This window comes from Brevundimonas aurantiaca, from assembly GCF_904830995.1.
In the GTDB taxonomy this organism is placed as follows: Bacteria; Pseudomonadota; Alphaproteobacteria; order Caulobacterales; family Caulobacteraceae; genus Brevundimonas; species Brevundimonas aurantiaca.
Window position 1 is genome coordinate 661,228 of sequence record NZ_CAJGVD010000001.1, and the last position, 24,178, is coordinate 685,405.

Sequence of the window (24,178 nt, forward strand, 5' to 3'; positions counted from 1 at the left end):
ATGACCGCCCTGGAGCGTCCCTACTGGATCGAGGCCCTTTTCGAGCGCCGAGACGGCTGGGACGCTTCCGTCTATCCCTTCAACCTGCCGGTCGTGCGCTCGCTCGACCGGCTGGCCTTCCACCCGAACGTCACCTTTCTCGTCGGCGAGAACGGCTCAGGAAAGTCCACGCTGATCGAGGCCCTGGCGGTAGCGTGGGGGTTCAATGCCGAAGGCGGCGGCCGGGAGCATCGCTTCGGCACACGGGACAGCCATTCGCCTCTGCACAGGTTCGTAAGGCCGGTCCGGTCGGCGCAGCGGGTTCAGGACGGCTTCTTTCTCCGCGCCGAGAGTTTCTTCACCGTCGCCTCCTATCTGGAAAATCCCGAGGTCATGGGCACTCGGTATGGCGCCCGCCGGCTGCACGAACAGTCGCACGGCGAGTCCTTCTTCGCCCTTTTCGACAATCGTTTTATCGGCGACGGCCTTTACATACTGGACGAACCCGAGGCCGCCCTGTCACCCAGCCGGCAGCTGTCCTTCCTCGCGCGCCTGCATGAGCTCGTCATGGCGCGGTCCCAGCTGATCATCGCCACCCATTCGCCCATCCTCCTCGGCTACCCCAACGCCTGGATCTACCAGGCCTCGGATCACGGGCTCGACCGGGTCGAATACGAGGACACTGATCACTATCAGGTCACGCGCAACTTCCTGACCCGTCGCGAGATGATGCTGGACATACTGCTCAAGCCGGACTGAGGCTCAGGCCTTCTCCCGGATCGTCCGCCCCACCGGCGCCACCGCCAGCTTGGCCAGTTCCAGATCCTTCAGGGCGAAGGGGATGCCGATGATCGAGACGAACTCGGCCACCGCGATAACCAGGTGCGACAGGGCGATGTACCAGCCCGCCACGACGAACCAGACGATGTTCAGCACCAGACCCAGACAGCCCGCCACCGGATGGGCGTCCTGCCAGACGATCTCCCGCCCGAAGGGCCAGAAGGAATAGCTGGCGATCCGCCAGGCGGCGAAGGTCCAGGGCAGGCCCACCACGGTCAGGGCCAGGATCGCACCGCCCAGCAGCCACAGCAGGCCCGACAGCCAACCGCCGAAGATCAACCACAGGATATTCAGGATCAGACGGATCATCGCATCTCTCCGAGAACAATGTCCTCCAGATAGAACGAAGGCCCCGCCGACGACAGCAGGGCCTTCATTAATTCGCCGACACCGGGCCCTAGTGGGGTTTCTCGGACCAGCGCGCCTTGGCCTCGTCCTGTGTCAGGTTCAGATGGACATGCTTGTCGTCCACCCGTTCCACCCAGCTGACCGGGATCAGGTGATGTTTGAAGCCGCCGGCGAGGTCCAGCTTGGCCAGTTCGATCTGGTCTCCCAGCACATGATCCACGCGCCCGACGTGGCCGCCGTCCGATCCCACGACTTCGAGATGTTCTTTGATGAGCGAGGCGTCGACCATGAGGGTTCTCCGGGTTTGAAGATTGGTCCCATGAAACGGATGCGCCACGAGCGGGTTTCAAACCGCATAGCTTACTGCTGTATAAGGAACCTGGGACGGGCCCGAGCTCGGCCGCCGGCTCCTTCACGGATCGTCGAGGTACATATGAAACGCGCCTGTTCGACCCTGCTGGCGATGATGATGGCCTGGTCCGTCGCCGCCTGCGGCACCCTGCAGCGGCCGGAAGGCCCGCTGCGCCTGGCCGATGGCGCTCTGATCCCGGCTCAGGACCCGCGGATCCGCACGAATGACGCCGTGCGCCTCGAGGCCTTCACTGAAGAAGTCGGCCAGCGCCTGGCTCAGAAACATGATCTGTCGATCCTGGCCCTGTCCGGCGGCGGGGCCAACGGCGCCTATGGCGCAGGCGTGCTGGTCGGCTGGACCGAGCGGGGCGACCGGCCGGTCTTCGACATCGTCACCGGCGTCAGCACCGGCGCCCTGGCCGCCCCCTTCGCCTTCGCCGGTTCCGAATGGGACCCCCAGCTGGGCCACGCCTATACGGACGGGGGCGCCAGCAGCCTGTTGAGCTGGCGCAGCCTGGCCTTCTTCCTCTACCCCAGCCTCTACAGCGCCTCGGCGCTCCGGACTCTCGTTGACGAGAACGTGACCCCCGACCTCCTGGCGGCCATCGCCCGCGAACACGCCAAGGGCCGCCGCCTGCTGGTCGCCACCACCAATCTGGACAACGAGGAGACGGTCATCTGGGACATGGGCCTGCTGGCCAGCCAGAACGACGAAAACTCGCGCGCCCTGTTCAAGGAGGTGCTGGTGGCGTCCGCCAGCATCCCGGGCGTCTTTCCGCCCGTGCTGATCGCCGGTCTTCAACCGGACCAGACCGTAGTGATGGAAATGCACGCCGACGGCGGGGTCAACACCCCCTTCCTCGCCATCCCCGAGCCCCTGGCCCTGTGGACGCGGCCGCAGGACGAGCCCGGCGGCGGCGCCCTCTATGTCGTGGTCAACGGCCAGGTCGGCCGCAACGAAGGGGTCACGCCCGGTCGGCTGACCGCAATCCTGATGCGCAGCTACGACAGCATGAGCAAGGCTTCGCTGCGCGCCCATCTGGCGACCACCGCCGCCTTCGCCCGGCGCAACGGGATGAGCCTGTCCCTGTCCGCCATTCCCGATAATGTCGAGGCTTCCAGCCTGGAGTTCGACCAGAAGACTATGACGGCCCTGTTCGAACTGGGGCGCCGGCAGGGTCGGTCCGCCGAGGCCTGGACCCGGCTGGATCGGCCGGACCCTTCGCCTGGCTTCCTTCCCGCGAAGGCCCTGCCCGCCGACGAGGTCCCCGAGCCGCTGAGACCCCACGAGGCCGACAGGCCCGAAAAGCAGAACTGACCATGGCTGAAATCATCAACCTGAACCGGGCGCGCAAAGCCCGCGCAAAGTCAGAAGACAAGATCCGCGCTGCGGCGAACCGTGTCGTCCACGGACGCTCCAAGGGCGAGAAACAGGCCGCCCGGACCGAGCAGGAGCGGGCGGAGCGTCGCCTGGACGCTCAGAAGCGCGAGACGCCGACGGAGGACTGAGCCTTAAGCCGCCTTGGGCGCCCGGATCAGCAAGACCTGGCCCACCAGCACAAGGGCCAGCCCGACCAGCATGGTCACGCCGACCTCCGCCTCCTCGAACAGAACGGACATGATGACGGCGATCGGCGGGGTCAGGGCCGAGATATAGCTGGCGAGGGCGAACCCCCTCTGTTTCGCCAGGGTGAAGTACAGGCCGAAGGCGATGACCGATCCGAAAAGCGACAGGTGCAGCAGGGACAGAACATAGGCGGGAGTCGCCTCAACCCGCCACTCCACTCCGGTTGCAAGCCCGTAAGCAGCCAACATGGCCGTGCCATAGGCCATGGCCCAGGCTGTGGCGGCCATGACCGGGGCTCCGGCCTGCTGACCGCGCCAGGCAAACCAGTTGCCCAAGGCGGAGGCGAGCACCGCGACGAGGGCCAGCACAATGCCCAGCCCCGGCGCCGATCCGGCGGAAGCCCCCGTTCCCGCCAGTTGGCCAAACGACAGGACCGCGACGCCGCAAATCCCGAGCACCGCCCCCTGCCAGGCGCCGGCGGACGCCTTCTGCCGCTCAACTAGCCGGAACATCACCAGATTCACGAAGGCCAGGGCCGCAAAAATGACGGCCACCACGGCGGAGGCCACCCGCTCCTCCGCCGCATAGACGAAGCCGTAGCTTACGGCGAAGACGAAGGCGCCCTGCCCCACGGCCGCGAGATGTTGGGCGCGGGTCAGCCTCAACGGCCGCCGCGTCGCCGCGCAGAAGCCGAACAGAACGAGCGACGCCAGGCCGAAACGCCAGACGATCGAGACGATCGGATCGACCACGCCCAGCTGCAGGGTGATGGCGAACCAGGTCGTGCCCCAGATCAGGGCGCAGACCAGGATGGCGAGGACGGTGACAGGGCGACTCATGCAAGACTCCGGTTGGCGGCGTCCGGATACCACCGTCGCCCCATCGGCGCCCCTCACGTCTTGCGCCCGAATGTGACACCCGCCGAAAAGGAAGCCCATGCGCCGCGCCCCTGTCCACTCTCCCCGACCCGGGCTGCGATGAGCGGCCTGACCAAGCGTTCAGTGGTCTTGGCGGGCCATGCCACCTCCGTGGCCCTGGAGCCGGAATTCTGGGCGGTTCTGGATCGGATCGCCGCCGCCCGCGGCTTCAGCAAGGCGCAGTTGCTGGCCGATATCGACGCCGGCCGCGGGCGTCGTCCCCTCGCCTCCGCCTGCCGCCTTCTGGCCCTGTCCTGGGTGGCGGAGCACGGTCCGGGCGCGTAACATGGGTCGTCAAAGGAGCCTCGAATGGACACCCCGCGCCTGATCCCCGCCGCCGCCTTCGGCGGTCTAATCGCCCTCGGTCTGATCGGCGCCGGGGCCCTGATCGGCCAGGGCGTGGTCCACGCCCGCGCCGGCGACCGCACCGTGACCGTGCGCGGCCTGTCGGAGCGCGAGGTGAAGGCCGATCTCGCGGTCCTCCCGCTGCGCTTTACCGCCTCGGGCGAGGTCCTGTCCGAAGTCCAGGCCCGGATCGACGGCGACCTAGCCCTGGTCCGCCAGTTCCTGAGGTCGCAGGGCTACCCGGCCGAGGCCGTCGATCTGGGACGGCTGGAGGTGGCCGACACGCGGTCTCGGGAATACGGCGTCCAGAACGGCGGCCCCCGCTTCATCCTGGCCCAGACCGTCATCGTCCGCACCGGCGACGTCGCCCGCGTCCAGGCCACCACCCGCGCCCTCAACGACCTGGTCCGTCAGGGCGTGGTGCTTCAGGACTTCCAGGGCCCCTCCTACATCTTCACCAAGCTGAACGCCGTCCGGCCCCAGATGATCGCCGAAGGCACGGCCGCCGCCCGCACCGGCGCCGAACAATTCGCCAAGGACTCGGGCACGCCGCTCGGCCCCATTCGTCAGGCCACCCAGGGCTCCTTCGAAATCCTGCCGCGCGACGGCGCGGGCGGCGACGAATCCGGCTCCATCGACAAGAAGGTCCGGGTCGTGACCACCATCACCTATAGTCTGAAATAGGCCCGTCCGGCGCCTGTACCTCGCCCAGCTGGACGATCTCGGACGCGGGCCGTTCGGTCGGTCGCCGCTCGTCGACCTCCCGCTCACCCGTCGATTCGACCAGGGCGACCCACACGGCGATGACGGCGAACATGCCGACCATGCCGAGGACGAAAGCCCGCCAACCGCCTCCGTCCTGTCCAGGTCTTCGGTCCGATGGTCGGGTCATCCTCTGCGCCTTCCGTTGCATCGTCAGGGGAACAGAGCCTCGGCGGAACCGGTTCCGCAGTTCATTTCCGGACCGGTCCTGACATCGCCGTCTGGTCCCCTTATGTTCCCTTCTTCGATTCTGACCGCCCGGACCGCTTGCCGCCTGTGACCGATCTTCCCGCCCCCCGTATTTCAGACCTGGCCCGCGCGCGTGCGCCGCAGGAGGGAGAGGCCCGCGACTATCTGTCTGGACTGAACCCCGAGCAGCGCGAGGCGGTCGAGACGACGGAAGGCCCGGTCCTGGTCCTGGCGGGCGCCGGCACGGGCAAGACGCGGGTGCTGACGACGCGACTGGCCCACATCCTGGCCACCGGCCGCGCCCGCCCGTGGGAGCTTCTTGCCGTCACCTTCACCAACAAGGCCGCGCGCGAAATGCGCGAACGGATCACCCATCTGATCGGCCCCTCCGCCGAAGGCCTGCGCTGGCTGGGCACCTTCCACTCCATCGCCGCCCAGATCCTGCGCCGCCACGCCGAACTGGTCGGGCTGAAGTCCAGCTTCACCATACTGGACACCGACGACCAGGAACGGCTGCTGAAACAGCTGCTGGAAGCCGCCAATATCGACACCAAGCGCTGGACGCCCAAATCCCTGGCCGGCCTGATCGACCACTGGAAGAACCGCGGCTGGACGCCCGAGAAACTGCCGCCGGGCGAAGACTTCGCCAACGGCAAGGGCCAGGGTCTTTACGCCGCCTATCAGGCCCGCCTGCGCACCCTGAACGCCTGCGACTTCGGCGATCTGCTGCTGCACAACATCACCATCCTGTCCAAGCACGCGGACCTGGCCGAGGAATACCGGCGACGCTTCCGCTACATTCTGGTCGACGAATATCAGGACACCAACGTCGCCCAGTATCTGTGGCTCCGGCTGCTGACGGCCTCGACCGGCAATGTCTGCTGCGTCGGCGACGACGACCAGTCGATCTACGGCTGGCGCGGGGCCGAGGTGGACAACATCCTGCGCTTCGAGCGCGACTTCCCCGGCGCCAAGATCGTCAAGCTGGAGCGCAACTATCGCTCGACCAGCCATATCCTGGGCGCCGCCTCGGGCTTGATCGCGGCCAACCGCGACCGTCTGGGCAAGACCCTGTGGACCGAGGACGACAGCGGCGACAAGGTGCGGGTGCGCGGCGTCTGGGACGGCGAGGCCGAGGCCCGTCTGATCGCCGATGAGATCGAGACCGCGCGTCGCCCCCACGCCGGCAAGCCGGGGCTGAAATACAAGGACATGGCCATACTGGTCCGCGCCTCCTTCCAGATGCGCGCCTTCGAGGAGCGGCTGGTCATGCTGGCCATCCCCTACCAGGTCATCGGCGGCCCCCGCTTCTTCGAACGCGCCGAAATCCGCGACGCCCACGCCTATCTGCGCCTGATCCAGTCCGAGGACGACGACCTGGCCTTCGAGCGGATCGTCAACGTCCCCAAGCGCGGCATCGGCGACACCAGCGTCCAGAAGATCCTGCAGATCGCCCGCCAGCACGACCTGTCCGCCCTGACGGCCGTGCGAGGCCTGATCAACACCGACGAGCTTCAGGCCCGCACCCGCACCGCCCTGTCCAACTTCGTGCGCGACCTGGACCGCTGGCGCGCCCTGGCCGAGACCACGCCTCACTGGCAGGTCATGGAGACGGTGCTGGAGGAGAGCGGCTACACTGAGATGCAGAAGGCCGACCGCACCAGCGGCCGGACGCGGCTGGAGAACCTGAAGGAACTGACCCAGTCCATGCAGCAGTTCGAGACGCTGCAGGCCTATCTGGAGCATGTCTCCCTGGTCATGGACCTGGAACGGGCGACGGCCGAGGACCCGCACGGCGACGGGGCGGTCCAGATCATGACCCTGCACGGCGCCAAGGGACTGGAGTTCCCGCTGGTCTTCCTGCCCGGCTGGGAGGAAGGCGTCTTCCCCAGCCAGCGCAGCATCGACGAAAAGGGCGAGAAGGGCCTCGAGGAGGAACGCCGCCTGGCCTATGTCGGCGTCACCCGCGCCAAGCAGGACGCTCGCATCTCCTTCGCCGCCAACCGCCTGGTCTATGGCCGCTGGACCTCGCAACTGCCCAGCCGCTTCGTCGACGAACTGCCCATCGCCCACGTCGATCCACAATCCGACACCGGCTACTACGGCGCCTCGACCGGCATGAAGGAGGCCAAGAGCCGCTGGGACGACGCGCCCAGCTTCGGCAGCGGCTATTCCTCCCCCGGCTGGAAACGGGCCCAAAGCTTCACCGCCGCACAGACGCCGAACCGCATCCCCGCGCGCAAGGCCGTGATCGAGGGCGACGGCCGCCTGATCGCCACGGCGGACCCGAAGTCCAGCTCAGGATGGGCGCGCGGCCAGCGCGTCTTCCACCAGAAGTTCGGCTACGGCCACGTCCGCGTCATAGAGGGCAACAAGCTGCTGGTCGATTTCGAAAAGGCGGGCGAGAAACGGGTGATCGACAGTTTCGTGGAGAAGGCGGACTGAACGGAGCGACGTCGGCGTGGCGGCGATCATCCGCCTTTGCCGTCGGCCAAGCTTTGGCCTAAGCCATCGCCTTCCTGTCTGCGACCGAGTCCGCCATGTCCGCCCCTGCCCGTCCCACCGTTGATCGCGCCTGGTTGAGCTGGGCCATGCGGCGGATCGAGGCGGACTACAACCGCTCGGCCGACACCCATCTGATCCCGGTGGACATGCCGGCCCTGTCGGACATCGCCCTGTATCTGAAGGACGAATCCAGCCACCCGACCGGCAGCCTGAAGCACCGTCTGGCGCGGTCGCTGTTCCTCTACGCCCTCAGCAACGGCTGGATCGGCGAGGGCATGACCATCATCGAGGCGTCCAGCGGCTCGACCGCCGTGTCCGAAGCCTATTTCGCCCGGATGCTGAACCTGCCCTTCATCGCCGTGGTGCCGCGCTCCACCGCCCAGGAGAAGATCGCCGCCATCGAATTCTACGGCGGACGCTGCCATTTCGTGGACGTGCCCGGCGACGCCTACGCCGAGAGCCAGCGGCTCGCCGACGAACTGGGCGGCCACTACATGGACCAGTTCACCTATGCCGAACGGGCCACGGACTGGCGCGGCAACAACAATATCGCCGAATCCATCTTCGCCCAGATGCGACGCGAGCCCTGCCCCATCCCGCGCTGGATCGTGTGCGGCGCCGGCACCGGCGGCACCTCGGCGACCATCGGCCGGTTCGCCCGGTTCAATCGCCACGACACCCGGATCTGCGTCGCCGACCCGGAAGCCTCGGTCTTTCACCGTCACTGGGCCGAAGCGGCGGTCCAGAGCAGCGCCGATCGACCGTCCCTGATCGAGGGCATCGGCCGGGCGCGGGTCGAGCCCTCCTTCATCCCCAGCGTGGTGGATCGGATGATCGTCGTCCCCGACGTCGCCTCAATCGCCGCTGCGCGCGTCCTCAGCCGGCGTCTGGGCCGCCCCTGCGGCGGATCGACCGGCACCAACCTGTGGGCCTGTGTCGAACTCGCCCAGGAGATGGCGCAGGCGGGCGAATGCGGTTCGATCGTGTCAATCCTGTGCGACCACGGCGACCGCTACGCCTCCACCTATTTCGACGACGCCTGGATCGCCGCCCAGGGCCTCGACACCGTCCCTTGGGAGGCCCGCCTGGACGCCTTCTTCGAAACCGGCGTCCTGCCCAAGGCCTGAACCGGCTGTCTTGTCGGGATGGACAGGACTAAGAAGAGCCGAGAGGCCGCAAACGGTCCGAACCTCCACAGGAGCCGACCATGGCGGGCCTCAAGGACAAGCGCGGCTTCATCGACAAGGACCGCATCGACCTGACCGAGCGTCAGTCGGTCGAATACTGGATGAAACGCTGGGGCGTGACCAAGGACCAGATCATCGCCGCCCACCGCAAGGTCGGCCGCATGACCAAGGACATCGCGGCGGAGTTGAGCAAGAAGCGTTAGAGCAACACGATTGCAGATCGCGTAGGTTACTCCGCAGCAGCCCTTAAGTACCGGTATGGATCAATCCAACTTTCGGAGCGAATGCAAAATCATCAACGGCAGTTAACTCATTTGACGCGATTTGGCTGAAGGATGCCACGCAACGACGTGTTCTTCGTTCTTAGGAGTCACCCCCTGCATATAGGGCAGCCTAACCGGCCAAACTCACAACACCACGCCGAACATCTTTACACAACAAAGGCAACCGAACATCAAGCTGGACTCATAAATTTGAATTTATTATCGCCGTTTCGGCCTAATATATATTCGGCAGGCAGAAATTTCTGCTTGCATCATCTCGATTTTCCTTAGCTCCCGGCGCTAGGTGACATAGGCGTCGGGCAGCACGAGATCACAGACCAGATCGCGAGAGTCTTCATAACCTAATTTCAGATTTTGTGGAAAAGTTGAACGCGCCAGTAGCTCTCCTTAAGCACACTATCTACAACGCATGGCAAAATTCCTCGTATACCGCTTCACATTTTGAAATCAATCGCGATGATATTTGTAATTCCTTACCAAACCGACGCCCTGAGAACCAATAGTCTGCATCTATATTCAAGCGCTCTATCGAAAAATGTCGACAGGTTCGATCAATCGCGACCTGCGGATCGGCAACCATAGCATCGTAGTCTAGCAACAAAAATCGCGCATCTCTAAAAAGCTGAATATGATGAATAAACGAATGCGCCCATATATAATAACAAGCAGCTACATTTGCAGTGGAAGCTTCACATATTGAAATTTCTTCAAGCATTAACCGAGCCTGATTAATGGCAATTTCGGTTGCAACAGGATCATCGCGGCACATATGCAATAGCATGCCGCCACGCTCATTTGCGGCCGAAGAAAAGCGTTCCAGCCACACCAGCGCCCCAGCGTTGCCAAATTCGTTTACAAACGATCCTATACAGTCGGCTGGCTGACGAATCATGTAAACAGCGCGAGAACCGGGATAGCTTTCGAGTAGGTATCGCGCTCGCGGCGTATCATGAAACGATTTGAAGAAAACAGGGTCAGGCGCCGAATTGCTCAAAACAGCATCGATATAAACTTTGTCTCTAAGTACAAACTGATCGAAGCAATCCGGGCTATCTTCGTTCCGCACAGAAATCTGATCAGACTTTTCTAGCGCCCACGTCAGAGCGTTTGTTCCGGATCTTGCCGCGCCAAACAGAAAAAAAGGAACCAGTCTCACGAAACACCTATTTAAAAATCAATCGATCTACAGGATATGTCCGACTTGGCCTGCACCCTTAAGAACCTCGATCACAATGAGCGTCTTTTCAAGGTAAAGACGACGGGCGCTATGTCTGTATATGTGTATGAGATCCAAAACCACGAGTGAAGTCGGACGTCTTTATAATCGTGGCGTCAGCGGCCCGATTTCCGGTGAAGCATCGGCCAAGCTGTTGAAACGGTTTTTCACCGCGATGCGAGTTTAATAGGAGTCGACAAGACTGTCGTGCTGCTCCTCCTCGCCGTCATCCTCAAGATCGCGCTGGAGGATGACCGTCACGGCAGGATTAGATGTGCAGGACCCGCCCATAGGCGTCCAGCGCCGCCTCGTGCATGGCTTCCGACATGGTCGGGTGCGGATAGACGATGCCGTGGATGTCCTCTTCCGTCGCCTCCATGGTGATGGCGGTGACATAGCCCTGGATCATCTCGGTCACTTCGTGACCGATCATATGGGCGCCGATCAGGGCGCCGGTCTTGGCGTCAAAGATCACCTTGACGAAGCCGTCCGGCTCGCCCGAGGCCACGGCCTTGCCGTTCACGCGGAATGGGAACCGGCCGATCTTGACCTCGCGCTTCTCGGCGCGGGCGGCCTGTTCGGTGACGCCGACCGAGGCGACCTGCGGCTGGGCGTAGGTGCAGCCGGCGATGGGCGAGACGACATTGGGGGTCTTGTAGCCGGCGATATATTCGGCGGCGTGAATCCCTTCGTGGCTGGCCTTATGCGCCAGCCAGGGGGCGCCGGCGCAGTCGCCGATGGCGAACAGGCCCTTGACGTTGGTCTGGCAGTGGCCGTCGGTCTTGATATGGCCGCGGTCCAGCTCGACGCCCAGGGCCTCCAGGCCGATGCCGTCGGTGTTGGCGGTGATGCCGACCGCCGAGATGCAGACCTCGGCCTCCAGAACCTCGGCCTTGCCGCCGACTTCGATGTCGACCTTCACGCCCGCGCCGGTCTTGGAGACCTTGGTCACCTTGGCGCCGACTTTGAACTTGATCCCGCGCTTCTCGAACGACTTCTGCGCGGCCTTGGAGACCTCTTCGTCCTCGACCGGCATGATGCGCTCGACCGCCTCCACGACCGTCACCTCGGCGCCCAGGGCGCGATAGAAGCTGGCGAACTCGATGCCGATGGCGCCCGAGCCAATGACCACGAAGGTCTTGGGCAGCTTCTTCGGCGCCAAGGCGTCGCGATAGGCCCAGATCTTGTCGCCGTCGGCCTCCAGACCGATCTGCGGCAGGGCGCGCGCCCGCGCGCCGACCGCCAGCATCACCGACTTGGCCTCGACCGTGCGCGACCCGCCGGCCTTCAGGGCGATCACGACCTTGGGCGCCGCAGCGCCCTTCTCCAGCTTGGCCGAACCCTCGATCACCTCGATCTTGTTCTTCTTCATCAGGAAGGCGACGCCCTTGTTCATCGTCGCCGCGACGCCGCGCGAGCGCTGGATGATGGCGTCGAAGTCGAACGACGCGCCGGACGCCGACAGGCCGTATTCCTTCAGATGGCTCAGGCTCTCGAACTTCTCGCCCGACTTCAGCAGGGCCTTGGTCGGGATACAGCCCCAGTTCAGGCAGATGCCGCCCAGGTTCTCGCGCTCGACGATGGCGCCCTTCAGGCCCAGCTGGCTGGCGCGGATGGCCGCGACGTAACCGCCGGGGCCCGAGCCGATGACGACGAGATCGAATTCAGCAGCCATGATCAGATCAACTTCTCGATGTCGGCCTTGATGGCCTCAGGTTCAGTCTGCGGGGCGTAGCGGGCGACCACCCTGCCCTCGCGGTCGGTCAGGAACTTGGTGAAGTTCCACTTGATGGATTGGGAGCCGAGGAAGCCCCGTTTCTGCTTGGTCAGCCAGGCATAGAGCGGATGCCGGTTCGGCCCATTGACTTCCACCTTGTCGAACAGGGGGAAGCTCACGTCGAAACTGGTGGCGCAGAAGACGGCGATCTCCGCCGCCCTGCCCGGCTCCTGATTTCCGAACTGGTTGCAGGGAAAGCCGAGCACCTCGAACGGCGCATCGGCGAAATCCCGATGCAGCTTCTCCAGACCCTCGTATTGGCCGGTGAAGCCGCATTTAGACGCGGTATTGACGATCAGCAGCGCCTGACCGCGGAAACGGTCCAGCGACACCTCGGCGCCGTCGATGGCGCGGGCGGAGAAGTCATAGACCGAGGTCATGACTATCTCCTCCCCCTACGCCAGCATCGCGACGGGATCTTCGATCAGCGGCTTGAACGCCTGCAGGAAGCGGGCGCCGGTCGCGCCGTCCACCACGCGGTGATCGCAGGTCAGGGTCACGGTCATGACCGTGGCCGGAACCACCTGGCCGTTCTTGACCACGGCCCGCTGCTCGCCCGCGCCCACGCTCATGATACAGCCCTGGGGCTCGTTGACGATCGAGGTGAACTGTTTGATGCCGAACATGCCCAGGTTGGACACCGAGAAGGTGCCGCCCTGGAACTCTTCCGGCTTCAGCTTGCGGTCGCGGGCGCGCTTGGCCAGGTCCTTGGACTCGGTCGCGATCTGCGCCAGACCCTTGGTCTCGGCCTTCCTGATGATCGGGGTGATCAGGCCGCCGTCGATCGCCACCGCCATGGAGATGTCGGCGTTGTGGTGCATGGCGATGCCTTCGGGGGTGTAGGAGGCGTTCGCCTCCGGCACCATCTTCAGGGCAAGGGCGGCGGCCTTGATGACGAAGTCGTTGACCGAGACCTTGATCCCCTGCGGCTCCAGCATCTTGTTCACCTTGGCGCGGACGGCCATCAGCTGGTCGATCTCGCAGTCGATGAACAAGGGGAAGTGCGGCACGTTCTGCACGCTCTCCACCATCCGCCGCGCCACGGCCTTCTTCATCCCGTCCAGCGGGATCAGGTCGTAGCTGCCGTCCGGGATACCCATCTGGGCCAGGGACAGGGCCTTGCGGGGCTCAGCGGCGGCGGGCGTCGCAGCGGCAGCGGCGGGCTGGACAGATCCCTTGCCGGCGGCTTCCACATCGCGGCGCACGATGCGCCCATGCGGACCGGTGCCCTTGACCGACTTCAGATCGACGCCGTTCTGAGCCGCGATCCGGCGCGCCAGGGGTGAGGCGAAGATGCGCTGGCCGCTTTCGGACTTCGGCGCCGGCGCGCTCTTAGGCGGCAGAACGGCCTCGGCGGACTTCACGCCTTCGGGCGTGGCCACGGCCTGTCCGCTTTCATGGCCGGCCTGAGCCGGCTTGTCGCTCGTCGAAGGGCCGGCGGGCTTGTCGGCCTTTGGGGACGCCGCGCCGCCCTCATCCTTCAGTCGGGCGATGGGCGTATTGACCTTCACCCCTTCCGTGCCTTCAGCGACCAGGATGTCGGTGATCTCGCCCTCGTCCACGGCCTCAACTTCCATCGTGGCCTTGTCGGTTTCGATCTCGGCGATCACGTCCCCGGCGGAGACGACGTCGCCGACCTTCACATGCCACTTGGCCAGGACGCCCTCTTCCATGGTCGGAGACAGGGCCGGCATCAGGATATCGGTCATGCCATCACCTGCTTCACGGCTGCGATGATCTTGTCCACGCCCGGCAGCGACAGGGCTTCCAGATTGGCGGCGTAGGGCAGAGGCACGTCCTCCTGGTGCACCCGCAACGGCGGGGCGTCCAGATAGTCGAAGGCGTGTTGGATGACGCGGGCCACCACCTCGGCGCCCACGCCCATCGGACCCCAGCCCTCTTCGGCCGAGACCAGGCGGCTGGTCTTCTTGACGCTCTGGACAATGGTGTCGGTGTCCAGCGGACGCAGGGTGCGCAGATCGACCACCTCGCACTCGATGCCTTCCTCGGCCAGCCTCTCGGCGGCCTGCAGGGCGAAGCCGACCATGCGGCTGTGGCAGGTGATGGTGACGTCGCGGCCTTCGCGGCGTACCTTGGCCTTGCCGATCGGCAGGACATAGTCCTCGACCTCCGGCACGTCGAACTCCAGCCCGTACATCATCTCGTGTTCGAGGAAGACGATCGGGTTCGGGTCGCGGATGGCCGCCTTCAGCAGGCCCTTGGCGTCGGCCGCATCATAGGGGGCGATGACCTTGAGGCCAGGAACCTGGGCGTACCAGGCCGAATAGTCCTGGCTGTGCTGGGCGCCGACGCGCGAGGCCGCGCCGTTCGGGCCGCGGAAGACGATGGGGGCGCGGATCTGACCGCCCGACATATACAGGGTCTTGGCGGCCGAGTTGATGATGTGGTCGATCGCCTGCATGGCGAAGTTGAACGTCATGAACTCGACGATCGGCTTCAGGCCCGCCATGGCGGCGCCGACGCCCAGACCGGCGAAGCCGTGCTCGGTGATCGGGGTGTCGACGACGCGCTGGTCGCCGAACTCCTGCAGCAGTTCGCGGCTGACCTTGTAGGCGCCCTGATACTGGGCGACTTCCTCGCCGATCAGGAAGACCTTGTCGTCGCGGCGCATTTCCTCGGCCATGGCGTCGCGCAGGGCGTCACGGATGGTCGTCTTCACCAGCTTGGCGTCGGCCGGAATTTCCGGATCGCGCAGTTCGACCTTGGGGCTAGCGGTCTGGGTCGGGGCCTTTTCGGGATCGCCGGTCTTGCCCTCTGCGGTCGCCGTCGGCGCATCGGCCTGTGCCTTGTCGGACTCGGCCTTCGGCGCGGGCGCAGCCGCCCCATCTTCGCCGGCCAGACGCGCGATCGGCGTATTGACCTTCACATTCTCCGAGCCTTCGGCGACCAGGATCTCCAGCACTTCGCCTTCATCCACGGCCTCGACTTCCATCGTGGCCTTGTCGGTTTCGATCTCGGCGATCACCTGGCCGGCCGACACGGTGTCGCCCGCCTTGATGTGCCATTTGGTCAGCGTGCCCTCTTCCATCGTGGGGGACAGCGCCGGCATGAGGATGTCGGTCACGGATCAGGCCTCCACGTAGACGTCGGTATAGAGCTCGGACGGATCGGGTTCCGGGCTTTCTTGAGCGAATTGAACGGCCTCTGCGACGATGGCCTTTATCTCGTTGTCGATGGCCTTCAGCTCGTCTTCCGTCGCATTGGCGGCGGCCAGCAGGGTCTTGACGTGATCGATCGGGTCGCGGGTCTTCTTGACCTCGTCCACCTCTTCCTTCGTCCGGTACTTGGCCGGATCGGACATGGAGTGGCCGCGATAGCGGTAGGTCTTGACCTCAAGGATGTAGGGACCTTCGCCGGCGCGGGCGCGCTCGACCGCCTTCTTGACCGCATCACGGACGGCCAGAACATCCATGCCGTCGACCTGTTCGCCGGGAATGCCGAAGCTGGCGCCGCGCTGGCTGAGCTGGGTCGTGGAGGACGAGCGTTCGATGCTCGTGCCCATGGCGTACTGATTGTTCTCGATGATGTAGATGGCCGGCAACTTCCACAGCTGGGCCATGTTGAAGCTTTCGTACACCTGACCCTGGTTCGAGGCGCCGTCGCCGAAATAGACGAAGGCCACCGAATCGTCGCCGCGGTACTTGCCTGCAAAGGCCAGGCCCGTGCCCAGCGCCACCTGGGCGCCGACGATGCCGTGGCCGCCGTAGAAGCCGGTCGGCACGTCGAACATGTGCATCGAGCCGCCCTTGCCCTTCGACGAACCGCCGATGCGGCCGGTCAGCTCGGCCATGACTTCCTTCGGATCCATGCCCGCAGCCAGCATATGGCCGTGATCGCGGTAGCCGGTGATGATCTTGTCATGGCCCTGTTTGACGCTCTCCTGAACGCCCACGGCCACGGCTTCCTGGCCAATGTACAGGTGGCAGAACCCCCCGATCAGACCCATGCCGTAAAGCTGGCCCGCCCGCTCCTCGAAGCGGCGGATGAGCACCATCTCACGGTAATAGCGGAGGAGGTCCTCCTTGGAGGCCGAAGGCGTGTTCGGCAGTTTGTCAGGCGCAGTGGTCTGAGCGGCTTTGGCTGGGGCTTTCGCCATCCGGCATCTCCCGGCTAGGCGCCGGGGAGCGACGCCTTCTTATCGTTACGGAAGGGGGCTTTAGCAGCCTTCGTTCCCGAAACGCAAAGGGGGGCGGGCCAAGCTGTAACAATAGTTCAAGTGGGGAGGATTTTCACCCCTGAACGGATTGCGCCTGAACAGCAATCACATAGTCGCGCGGGTCCGAAAACCCGAGAACGGCGCGCGCCCGCTCCTCCAGCAGATCCTTGGACAGGCTGTCGCTGCGCAGATAGCGCACGCGGGTTTCCAGATCGCGCCGTTGTTCCGTCAGATGGGCGAGCTGCGCCTCGCGCTGCCCCAGCAGGGCGTCCCGCGACGATCCGCTCAGCAGGCCGCGCTCGCCCGTCAGGGCCTGCACCCCAAGATAGGCGAGCAGGAGCAAAAGGACGATGGACAGGCGGTACGGCTTCATCCGTTCGGGCAAGACAGACGCTCCTTCTGAGCGCGAGAGACACAGTTCATTAACTGTGCCCGAAAATGCCTAACGAAAAGTAGCTTGGCCTTAAGAAAGTCGGCAAAGAACGCTGATTCTTCGCCGACAATTCACTGGTTTAGCGCAGCAGCATGCCGTCGCCGAAATAGACGGCCTGGTCGCCCAGCATCTCCTCCAGGCGCAGCAGCTGATTGTACTTGGCCACCCGGTCCGAGCGGGCCAGCGAACCGGTCTTGATCTGTCCGCAGTTGGTGGCCACGGCCAGGTCGGCGATGGTCGAATCCTCGGTCTCGCCCGAGCGATGGCTCATCACGGCGGTGTAGCCGGCGCGGTGCGCCATATCGACGGCGTCCAGGGTCTCCGACAGGGTGCCGATCTGGTTGACCTTGATCAGGATGGAGTTGGCCAGACCCTCGCCGATGCCGACGGCCAGACGCGCCGGATTGGTCACGAACAGATCGTCGCCGACCAGCTGGACCCGGTCACCCAGACGTTCGGTCAGCAGGCGCCAGCCGTCGAAATCGTCCTCGGCCATGCCGTCCTCGATCGAGACGATCGGGAACCGCTCGCAAAGATCGACCAGATAGGCGGCCATGCCCTCGGCGTCGACGGTCTTGCCCTCGCCGGCCATGACGTACTTGCCGTCCTTGAAGAACTCGGTCGAGGCGACGTCCAGACCCAGGTGGAAGTCTTCACCGGCCAGATAGCCGGCGGCCTGACCCGCCTTGGTGATGAAGCTCAGAGCCTCCTCGGCCGAGGCCAGGTTCGGCGCGAAGCCGCCCTCGTCCCCGACGTTGGTATTGTGGCCGGCGTCCTTCAGCTGCTTCTTCAGGGCGTGAAAGATCTCCGTACCCATGCGCAGGGCGTCGGTGAAGGTCTCGGCGCCCGTCGGCAGGATCATGAACTCCTGGATGTCGATCGGATTGTCGGCATGGGCCCCGCCGTTGATGATGTTCATCATCGGCGTCGGCAGGACGCGGGCCGAGACGCCGCCGATGTAGCGGTGCAGCGGCAGGCCGGCCGAAATGGCGCTGGCCTTGGCGGCGGCCAGGGAGACGCCCAGGATGGCGTTGGCGCCCAGACGGCCCTTGTTGGGCGTGCCGTCCAGCTCGATCATGGCTTCGTCGATCCGACGCTGGTCCTCGGCGTCCATGCCGGACAGGGCGTCGAAGATCTCGCCGTTGACGGCGTCGACCGCCTTCTGCACGCCCTTGCCGCCCCACATATCCTTGTCGCCGTCACGCAGTTCGACGGCCTCGTGGGCGCCGGTCGAGGCGCCCGAGGGCACGGCGGCGCGGCCGAAAGAGCCGTCATCCAGGATCACATCCACTTCCACCGTCGGATTGCCCCGGCTGTCGAGAATCTGGCGGGCGACGATGTCGGCGATGTCGGTCATGGCTCGGCTCTTTGGCTCAGGCGAAAAACAGGTCCGAGGGGTTTAGCCGTCTCCCTGCGAATCGCCAATGGCTGCCGCGCCCCTCGCCGTCAGGAACAGCCCTCGACCAGCTGTATCGACGGATCGCCCGCATGGATCGCTTTCACCTTGCCGTCGGCGCCGACCTCATAGCGAAGGCCGCGCGCCGCAGGATCGACGACATAGGCGGTGGAGCCGCCGCGCGACCAGACGAACAGATCCTCCGCAGGAGCCGGCTCATATTTGTGCGGCTGGGCGAAGACGGCGCCGCCATAGGCCTGTTTGATCGCCATGCCGTCTTCACCGACGCCGAAGCCGCGGTCGGTCTTGACCGTCGCCTCACGGGCGGCGGTGATCCGGGTCAGGACGCCGTTCTGAATCATGACCCTCACATCCGCGGGCGCCTTCGTGGGATGGAACTCGTCGCAGGTCTCGGGATCGGGGCCGCCGACAGCATTGGGCTGCGAATCCTCGCCCCAGACCTGAACCAGTTCGGCCCGCGTCATGCCGATTCGCGCCGGGCCCAGGCCGTCGCTGGTCAGGGCGTTGGGGTCTGCGGCCGCCGGCGTGGTCTGCGGCGGGGAAACCGGCGTGGGCGCCGGTTCATCGCGACGTTCACAGGCTGAGAGGGTCAACAAGGCCACGGCGCTGACGGCGGCGAAACGGATCATCGGCAAGGTCTCCAGAACAAGCTTCGCCGCCATGAACGCACGAAAACGGCGCGCGGATCACCGCGCGCCGTAAATCTCTTCGTCCGGTCGGCGACCGGGCCGGGAGGAAAAGACTAGTCTTCCTTCGGCGTCAGAACCTGACGGCCGCGATAGGTGCCGGTCTTCAGGTCGATGTGGTGCGGGCGCTTCAGCTCGCCGGTGTCCTTGTCCTCGACATAGACGTTCGAGGTCAGGGCGTCGTGGGCGCGGCGCATGTTGCGACGCGAGGGGGATACTTTGCGCTTCGGAACGGCCATGTCCGTCTCAATCTTCTAAGTCGGGCGCCGCCCAGAGCCGAAGCCTGTCTGGCGCGAAAACAATAGCGGCGGCCCACCGGACCGCCACGCGAGGCGCGGCTTATGCATGAACCGCGCGACGATTTCAAGGCGTTTAAGCGGGCGTCAGGCGGCGGACGATCTTGGCCGGATTGCCGACCACCACGACGTCCGCCGGAACGTCTCGGGTGACGACGCTGCCGGCGCCGATCACCGCCCGATCGCCGATGGAGACGCCGGCCAGGATGATCGCCCCGCCGCCGATCCAGACATCGTCGCCGATGACGATCGGCCGGGCGGATTCCCTACCCCGCCGTTCGACGGCGTCCAGCGGATGTTCCGGCGTCAGCAACTGCACGCCGGGACCGGCCTGGAAGTTGTCGCCGATTCGAATCTCCGCGCAGTCCAGAAACACGCTGTTGGCGTTGACGAAGGCGTTCGAGCCGAAATGGATGTTGACCCCGTAGTCGCAGTAGAAGCCCGGCATGATGATCGCCGCGCTGTCCGACGCCCGGACCAGTTGGTTGACCAGGGCGCGGCGCCGGTCTCGATCCGGTTCGGCGTTGATGGCGACGGTCAGGGCCACGGCGCGGGCGCGGCCGTCGCGCAGGTCCGGATCGCCCGGATCATAGGGCAGGCCGGCCAGCATCTTTTCTCTTTCTGTCATGCGGCCTCCGTCAGGGCGGCGGCCACGGCCTCGCCGATGGCCAGGGAGCTGGTCAGACCTGGGCTTTCGATGCCGAACAGAGCCATCAGCCCCTCCATGCCGTGGCGCTCGACCCCGTGCAGTTGGAAGTCCGGCTGCGGCTCGCCAGGCCCGTGCAGCTTGGGCCGAATGCCCGCGTAGTCCGGGGTCAAAGCTCCATCAGGCAGCCCCGGCCAGAAGCGACGGATATAGCCGGCGAACTCTTCCGCCTTGGCCGGATCGACCGAATAGTCCTCGCTCTCGACATAGGCCAGGTCCGGGCCGAACACCGCCTGACCGCCCAGGTCCTTGCGATAATGGGTGCCCAGGGCGCCGGGAATCGGCGGCGGATAGATCAGCCGGTCGAACGGCGCCTTGCCGACCAGCCGGAAATAGACCCCCTTGCCGAAATGGCCGGCGGGGATGTCCTCTGCCGGATAGCCCTCGATCGCCGCCGCCACGGCCTGGGCCGCCAGACCGGGCGCCGTCACCAGCAGACGGCAGGAGACCGCCATCGCCCCCTCCCCGCCCACGCGGATCGTGAAGCCGCCGCCCGGCAGGGGTTCGGCCCCCTCAAACGGCGCCGAGACCACCACCGATCCGCCCGCATCCTCGATCTCGCCCTGCAGGGCCAGCATATAGCCGTGGCTGTCGAACAGGCCGCTCTCGGGCGACAGGATGGCGGCGTGGGCGTTCAGTTCCGGCTCCAGCGCCCGCGCCTGGGCGCCGGTCAGGTGCTCCAGCCCCTCGACCCCGTTCGCCGTCGCCTGTTCGAAGATGGCCTCGATCCGCTCGACCTCCGACTCCTGCGTCGCCACCACCAGCTTGCCGCATTTCCAGTGATCGATCTTGTGGCTGGCCAGAAAGTCATAGAGCGCCCGCCGCCCCTCGACGCAGAACCGCGCCTTCAGCGATCCGGTCGGATAATAGAGGCCGCCGTGGATCACCTCGGAATTGCGCGAGGAGACGCCTTGGCCGATATGGCCTTCCTTCTCCAGCACCAGCACCGTCAGGCCCCGTTTCGACAACGCCCGTCCGCAGGCCAGGCCCACGGCCCCGGCGCCCACGACGGTCGCATCGAAATCGAAACTCATCGCCTGCCGTACCTCCGCATCGCCTCGGCCTCGAAACAGCCGATCAGCTTTTCCACCGCCCGGTCGAAATTGGCCGACAGCATCAGATCCAGCATGCGCGACTTGAAGGCGAAGTCGATCATGAACTCCAGCCGCGTCCCCTCGGGATGCGGGAAGAACTCCCACCGGTTCTTCAGATGTTTGAACGGCCCTCGCAGCAGACCGACCTCGACCTTGGGCGCATTACGATCATGCCGGACCCAGGTGGAGAACCGCTCCTTCAGGAAGGAGAAGCCCACCCCCGCCTCGGCGTCCAGCACGGTCACGCCCTCGCCTTCGGCCCGCTCGTTCCAGACCCGCATCGAGGTGACCCAGGGCACGAAGTCGGGATAGGCGCGCACATCGGCGACCAGATCGGCAAGCTGTTCGGGCGCATAGGGAAGAATGCGCGTTACGCGGTGGACGGCCATACGGAATTTAGCGGCGCAGCTGCGCCTCGCGCGCGGCCTTCAGCCGGGCGAAGTCGTCGCCGGCGTGGTGCGACGAACGGGTCAGCGGCGACGAGGACACCATCAGGAAGCCCTTGGCCCGGGCGATCGCCTCATAGGCCTTGAACTCTTCAGGGGTCACGAACCGGTCGATGGCGGCGTGTTTGCGCGTCGGCTGCAGGTACTGGCCGATGGTGATGAAGTCGACGCCGGCGGAGCGCATGTCGTCCATCACCTGCATGACCTCTTCCTTGGTCTCGCCCAGGCCGACCATGATGCCGGACTTGGTGAACTGGTTCGGGTCGCGCTCCTTGACCATCTGCAACAGGCGCAGGCTGTGGAAGTAGCGGGCGCCGGGCCGGATCTTCAGATACAGGCGCGGAACGGTCTCGAGATTGTGGTTGAAGACGTCGGGCTTGGCGTCGATCATCACCGCCGCCGCCCCGTCCTTGCGCAGGAAGTCGGGCGTCAGGATCTCGATGGTGGTGTTCGGCGCCTGGAGGCGGATCTGGCGCACCACTTCGGCAAAGTGGGCCGCCCCGCCGTCCGCCACGTCATCGCGGTCGACCGAGGTGATCACCACATGGTTCAGGCCCATCTGCGACACCGCCAGCCCGACCTTGCCCGGCTCTTCCGGGTCCAGCGGCTGGGGCAGGCCCGTCTTGACGTTGCAGAAGGCGCAGGCCCGCGTGCAGGTGTCGCCCATGATCATCAGGGTGGCGTGCTTCTGGCTCCAGCACTCGCCGATGTTCGGGCAGGCCGCCTCCTCGCAGACGGTGTGCAGTCCCTTGGACCGGACGATGTCCTTGGTGGCGTTATACTGACCCGATCCGGGCGCCTTGACCCGCAGCCAGTCGGGCTTTTTCAGAACGACCGACTCCGGACGGTTCTGCTTTTCCGGGTGGCGCAGCTCCGACGGCTTGCGCTGAAGGGTGTCGATCAGGGTCACCATGGCCGGTATTTCGGCCTTCCGGGGGGCAAAGGCAAGCCACAGGCGGTTACAGATGATGGCGCGCACGATCGCCGCCCCAGGAACTCACGCGACGTTACGCATCTTTTCAAGACGCCGTTGCGTCATTATTGACGGACGCCCGACAACAGAGAGGGCCTGTCGCGCCCTCCGCAGGAGACGCGTTTGCGCCAGGATCTGGACCCTTCGCTGTACGAGACCTCGCTGATCGACGCCCTGATCGAGGCGCGCGCCCGGTTCGGGGACAAGGAGATCCTTGAGGACCAGGATCGCCACCCCCTCACCTACACGGGCCTGATCCGCGCCGCCTTCGTTCTGGGCCGCAAGATCGCCAATATGACCGAGTTGGGCGAGCGGGTGGCCATCCTGCTGCCGTCGTCCATGGGCGTGGTCGTCACCTTCTTCGGCCTGCACGCCCACGGCCGCGTGCCGGTCATGCTCAACTTCACCGCCGGCGAGGCCAATCTGAAGGCCGCCATCAAGGCCGCCGGGGTCAAGAAGGTCCTGACCGCCAGACGCTTCATCGACCAGGCCAAGCTGGACGATCTGATCGCGGAGCTCGAGACGGGGGCTGAGATCGTCTGGCTGGACGACATACGCAAGACCATCGGGCTTCAGGACAAGCTGTACGGTCTCGCAGCCGGCGCCGCGCCCAAACGGTTCCGCATCAAGACCGCTCCGGACGCGCCGGGCGTGGTGCTCTTCACCTCGGGCAGTTTCGGCACGCCAAAGGGCGTGGTTCTGAGCCAGAAGAACCTGGTCGCCAACGCCCGACAGGTCGCGGCCCATATCGACCTTCTGCCGGAATGGGTGATGTTCAATCCCCTGCCGACCTTCCACTGTTTCGGCCTGACCGGCGGCGTCGTCCTGCCCCTGCTTCAGGGTCTGAAGGCCTTCCAGTACCCTTCGCCGCTTCACGCCAAACAGATCACCGACCTGCTGCCCCAGGTGAAGGCGTCCATTCTGTTCGCGACCGACACCTTCCTCAGCCAGTACGCCCGGGTCGCCGAGCCCGGCGACTTCGCCACCCTCAAATTCGCCGTCGCCGGCGCCGAAAAGGTGCGCGAGGAGACCCGCAACCTGTTCAACACCAAGTTCGGCGGGGTCGAACTGCTGGAAGGCTACGGCGCGACCGAGGCCTCGCCTGTGGTGGCGGTCAACCATCCCGACCGCAACGCCCCCGGCACCGTCGGCCAGATCCTGCCCGGCATGGACTGGAAGCTGGAGCCGGTCGAAGGAATCGACGAGGGCGGCCGGCTGTTCCTGAAGGGGCCCAACATCATGAGCGGCTATGTCACGGCCGCCGAGCCCCTGGCCTGGGATGCGGTGGGCGACGACTGGCTGGACACCGGCGACATCGTCGATGTGGACGCCGAGGGCTACATCACCATCAAGGGCCGCGCCAAACGCTTCGCCAAGATCGGCGGCGAAATGGTCTCCCTGACGGCGGTCGAAGGCATCGCCGGCGCGGTCTGGCCGGACCAGCGTCACGCCGTGGTCTCCATTCCAGACACCCGCAAGGGCGAAAAACTGGTCCTGGTCACCGACCACGCCGGGGCCGAGGTCGCGCCCCTGGCGGAATGGGCCCGCGCCAACGGCGCGCCCGAGCTGATCGTCCCCAAGAAGATCGTCAAGGTCGCCGAGGTCCCGGTCCTGGGCACCGGCAAGACCGACTATGTGACGATCCAGAAGATGGTCGAGGGCGACAAGGCGGCGTGATCGGGC

At 65.3% G+C, this 24,178-nt stretch carries 27 protein-coding genes; 9 read left to right on the forward strand and 18 right to left on the reverse strand.

What is annotated here, in order from left to right; all coding sequences use genetic code 11:
* A complete protein-coding gene (locus JMT67_RS03320) occupies positions 1–738 on the forward strand; it encodes an AAA family ATPase (protein WP_201462682.1) in 738 nt (245 codons plus the stop codon).
* 3 nt (positions 739–741) lie between these two features.
* Here the strand turns inward: JMT67_RS03320 and JMT67_RS03325 are convergent, their stop codons facing one another.
* Positions 742–1,128 (reverse strand): YccF domain-containing protein, encoded by a 387-nt coding sequence (locus JMT67_RS03325; protein WP_201462683.1) that lies wholly within the window; start codon positions 1,126–1,128, stop codon positions 742–744.
* A gap of 88 nt (positions 1,129–1,216) precedes the next feature.
* The gene (locus tag JMT67_RS03330; protein ID WP_054765876.1) at positions 1,217–1,456 is read right to left on the reverse strand and encodes a DUF2171 domain-containing protein; all 240 of its coding nucleotides are present in this window, start codon (positions 1,454–1,456) and stop codon (positions 1,217–1,219) included.
* A gap of 144 nt (positions 1,457–1,600) precedes the next feature.
* Between JMT67_RS03330 and JMT67_RS03335 the strand changes: the two genes are divergently transcribed.
* Both JMT67_RS03335 and JMT67_RS03340 read left to right on the forward strand, forming a co-directional pair.
* A complete protein-coding gene (locus tag JMT67_RS03335; RefSeq protein WP_201462684.1) occupies positions 1,601–2,836 on the forward strand; it encodes a patatin-like phospholipase family protein in 1,236 nt (411 codons plus the stop codon).
* A 2-nt stretch (positions 2,837–2,838) separates the two neighbouring features.
* The gene (locus tag JMT67_RS03340; protein WP_201462685.1) at positions 2,839–3,027 is read left to right on the forward strand and encodes a DUF4169 family protein; all 189 of its coding nucleotides are present in this window, start codon (positions 2,839–2,841) and stop codon (positions 3,025–3,027) included.
* A 3-nt stretch (positions 3,028–3,030) separates the two neighbouring features.
* Here JMT67_RS03340 and JMT67_RS03345 read toward each other — a convergent pair whose 3' ends face one another.
* Positions 3,031–3,924 (reverse strand): DMT family transporter, encoded by an 894-nt coding sequence (locus JMT67_RS03345; protein ID WP_201462686.1) that lies wholly within the window; start codon positions 3,922–3,924, stop codon positions 3,031–3,033.
* 138 nt (positions 3,925–4,062) lie between these two features.
* On the opposite strand from JMT67_RS03345, the gene JMT67_RS03350 reads away from it, so the two are divergent.
* Both JMT67_RS03350 and JMT67_RS03355 read left to right on the forward strand, forming a co-directional pair.
* Positions 4,063–4,287: a ribbon-helix-helix domain-containing protein gene (locus JMT67_RS03350; RefSeq protein WP_183215373.1), complete on the forward strand. Its 225-nt coding sequence runs from the start codon at positions 4,063–4,065 to the stop codon at positions 4,285–4,287.
* A 24-nt stretch (positions 4,288–4,311) separates the two neighbouring features.
* On the forward strand, positions 4,312–5,031 hold the full coding sequence (locus tag JMT67_RS03355; RefSeq protein ID WP_201462687.1) for an SIMPL domain-containing protein: 720 nt from the start codon (positions 4,312–4,314) through the stop codon (positions 5,029–5,031).
* On the opposite strand, the gene JMT67_RS03360 is transcribed toward JMT67_RS03355, so the two are convergent.
* A complete protein-coding gene (locus tag JMT67_RS03360) occupies positions 5,012–5,239 on the reverse strand; it encodes a hypothetical protein (RefSeq protein ID WP_152950337.1) in 228 nt (75 codons plus the stop codon). The genes JMT67_RS03355 and JMT67_RS03360 overlap by 20 nt on opposite strands.
* Positions 5,240–5,385: 146 nt before the next feature.
* On the opposite strand from JMT67_RS03360, the gene JMT67_RS03365 reads away from it, so the two are divergent.
* From JMT67_RS03365 to JMT67_RS03375, 3 genes are all read left to right on the forward strand, one after another.
* Entirely contained in the window at positions 5,386–7,743 is a 2,358-nt protein-coding gene (locus JMT67_RS03365; protein WP_233455779.1) for an ATP-dependent helicase, read from the forward strand.
* 95 nt (positions 7,744–7,838) lie between these two features.
* A complete protein-coding gene (locus JMT67_RS03370) occupies positions 7,839–8,930 on the forward strand; it encodes a PLP-dependent cysteine synthase family protein (protein WP_233455780.1) in 1,092 nt (363 codons plus the stop codon).
* A gap of 80 nt (positions 8,931–9,010) precedes the next feature.
* Positions 9,011–9,193, forward strand: coding sequence for a DUF3606 domain-containing protein (locus JMT67_RS03375; protein WP_201462689.1), 183 nt, complete (start codon positions 9,011–9,013; stop codon positions 9,191–9,193).
* A gap of 481 nt (positions 9,194–9,674) precedes the next feature.
* On the opposite strand, the gene JMT67_RS03380 is transcribed toward JMT67_RS03375, so the two are convergent.
* The 14 genes from JMT67_RS03380 to lipA all read right to left on the reverse strand — a co-directional run bounded on the left by JMT67_RS03380 (position 9,675) and on the right by lipA (position 22,435).
* A complete protein-coding gene (locus JMT67_RS03380; protein WP_201462690.1) occupies positions 9,675–10,430 on the reverse strand; it encodes a sulfotransferase domain-containing protein in 756 nt (251 codons plus the stop codon).
* 328 nt (positions 10,431–10,758) lie between these two features.
* On the reverse strand, positions 10,759–12,165 hold the full coding sequence (lpdA, locus tag JMT67_RS03385; protein WP_201462691.1) for a dihydrolipoyl dehydrogenase: 1,407 nt from the start codon (positions 12,163–12,165) through the stop codon (positions 10,759–10,761).
* Between the two features lie 2 nt (positions 12,166–12,167).
* A complete protein-coding gene (locus JMT67_RS03390) occupies positions 12,168–12,647 on the reverse strand; it encodes a glutathione peroxidase (RefSeq protein ID WP_201462692.1) in 480 nt (159 codons plus the stop codon).
* A 15-nt stretch (positions 12,648–12,662) separates the two neighbouring features.
* Positions 12,663–13,976, reverse strand: a complete 1,314-nt coding sequence (locus JMT67_RS03395; protein ID WP_201462693.1) for a pyruvate dehydrogenase complex dihydrolipoamide acetyltransferase — start codon at positions 13,974–13,976, stop codon at positions 12,663–12,665.
* Entirely contained in the window at positions 13,973–15,352 is a 1,380-nt protein-coding gene (locus JMT67_RS03400) for a pyruvate dehydrogenase complex E1 component subunit beta (protein ID WP_201462694.1), read from the reverse strand. Before JMT67_RS03400 ends, JMT67_RS03395 begins: the two co-directional genes overlap by 4 nt.
* A gap of 3 nt (positions 15,353–15,355) precedes the next feature.
* Positions 15,356–16,384 (reverse strand): pyruvate dehydrogenase (acetyl-transferring) E1 component subunit alpha, encoded by a 1,029-nt coding sequence (gene pdhA, locus JMT67_RS03405; protein WP_054765890.1) that lies wholly within the window; start codon positions 16,382–16,384, stop codon positions 15,356–15,358.
* A gap of 133 nt (positions 16,385–16,517) precedes the next feature.
* Positions 16,518–16,817: an FtsB family cell division protein gene (locus JMT67_RS03410; RefSeq protein WP_054765891.1), complete on the reverse strand. Its 300-nt coding sequence runs from the start codon at positions 16,815–16,817 to the stop codon at positions 16,518–16,520.
* A gap of 139 nt (positions 16,818–16,956) precedes the next feature.
* Positions 16,957–18,234 (reverse strand): phosphopyruvate hydratase, encoded by a 1,278-nt coding sequence (gene eno, locus JMT67_RS03415; RefSeq protein ID WP_201462695.1) that lies wholly within the window; start codon positions 18,232–18,234, stop codon positions 16,957–16,959.
* An 89-nt stretch (positions 18,235–18,323) separates the two neighbouring features.
* Positions 18,324–18,956 carry a hypothetical protein gene (locus tag JMT67_RS03420; RefSeq protein WP_224760940.1) on the reverse strand — a complete coding sequence of 211 codons (633 nt, stop codon included), beginning with the start codon at positions 18,954–18,956 and terminating at the stop codon, positions 18,324–18,326.
* A gap of 80 nt (positions 18,957–19,036) precedes the next feature.
* Positions 19,037–19,219 (reverse strand): 50S ribosomal protein L32, encoded by a 183-nt coding sequence (gene rpmF / locus JMT67_RS03425; protein WP_054765894.1) that lies wholly within the window; start codon positions 19,217–19,219, stop codon positions 19,037–19,039.
* 133 nt (positions 19,220–19,352) lie between these two features.
* Complete coding sequence (locus tag JMT67_RS16460) at positions 19,353–19,904, reverse strand: sugar O-acetyltransferase (protein WP_182713070.1); 552 nt, start codon at positions 19,902–19,904, stop codon at positions 19,353–19,355.
* Positions 19,901–21,016, reverse strand: a complete 1,116-nt coding sequence (locus JMT67_RS03435; protein ID WP_183215358.1) for an NAD(P)/FAD-dependent oxidoreductase — start codon at positions 21,014–21,016, stop codon at positions 19,901–19,903. The genes JMT67_RS16460 and JMT67_RS03435 overlap by 4 nt, the downstream gene beginning before the upstream one ends.
* A complete protein-coding gene (locus tag JMT67_RS03440) occupies positions 21,013–21,465 on the reverse strand; it encodes a type II toxin-antitoxin system RatA family toxin (RefSeq protein WP_191554040.1) in 453 nt (150 codons plus the stop codon). The genes JMT67_RS03435 and JMT67_RS03440 overlap by 4 nt, the downstream gene beginning before the upstream one ends.
* 7 nt (positions 21,466–21,472) lie before the next feature.
* Entirely contained in the window at positions 21,473–22,435 is a 963-nt protein-coding gene (lipA, locus tag JMT67_RS03445; RefSeq protein ID WP_183215356.1) for a lipoyl synthase, read from the reverse strand.
* 183 nt (positions 22,436–22,618) lie between these two features.
* Between lipA and JMT67_RS03450 the strand changes: the two genes are divergently transcribed.
* A complete protein-coding gene (locus JMT67_RS03450) occupies positions 22,619–24,172 on the forward strand; it encodes an AMP-binding protein (protein WP_183215354.1) in 1,554 nt (517 codons plus the stop codon).
* The last annotated feature ends 6 nt before the right edge of the window (positions 24,173–24,178 follow it).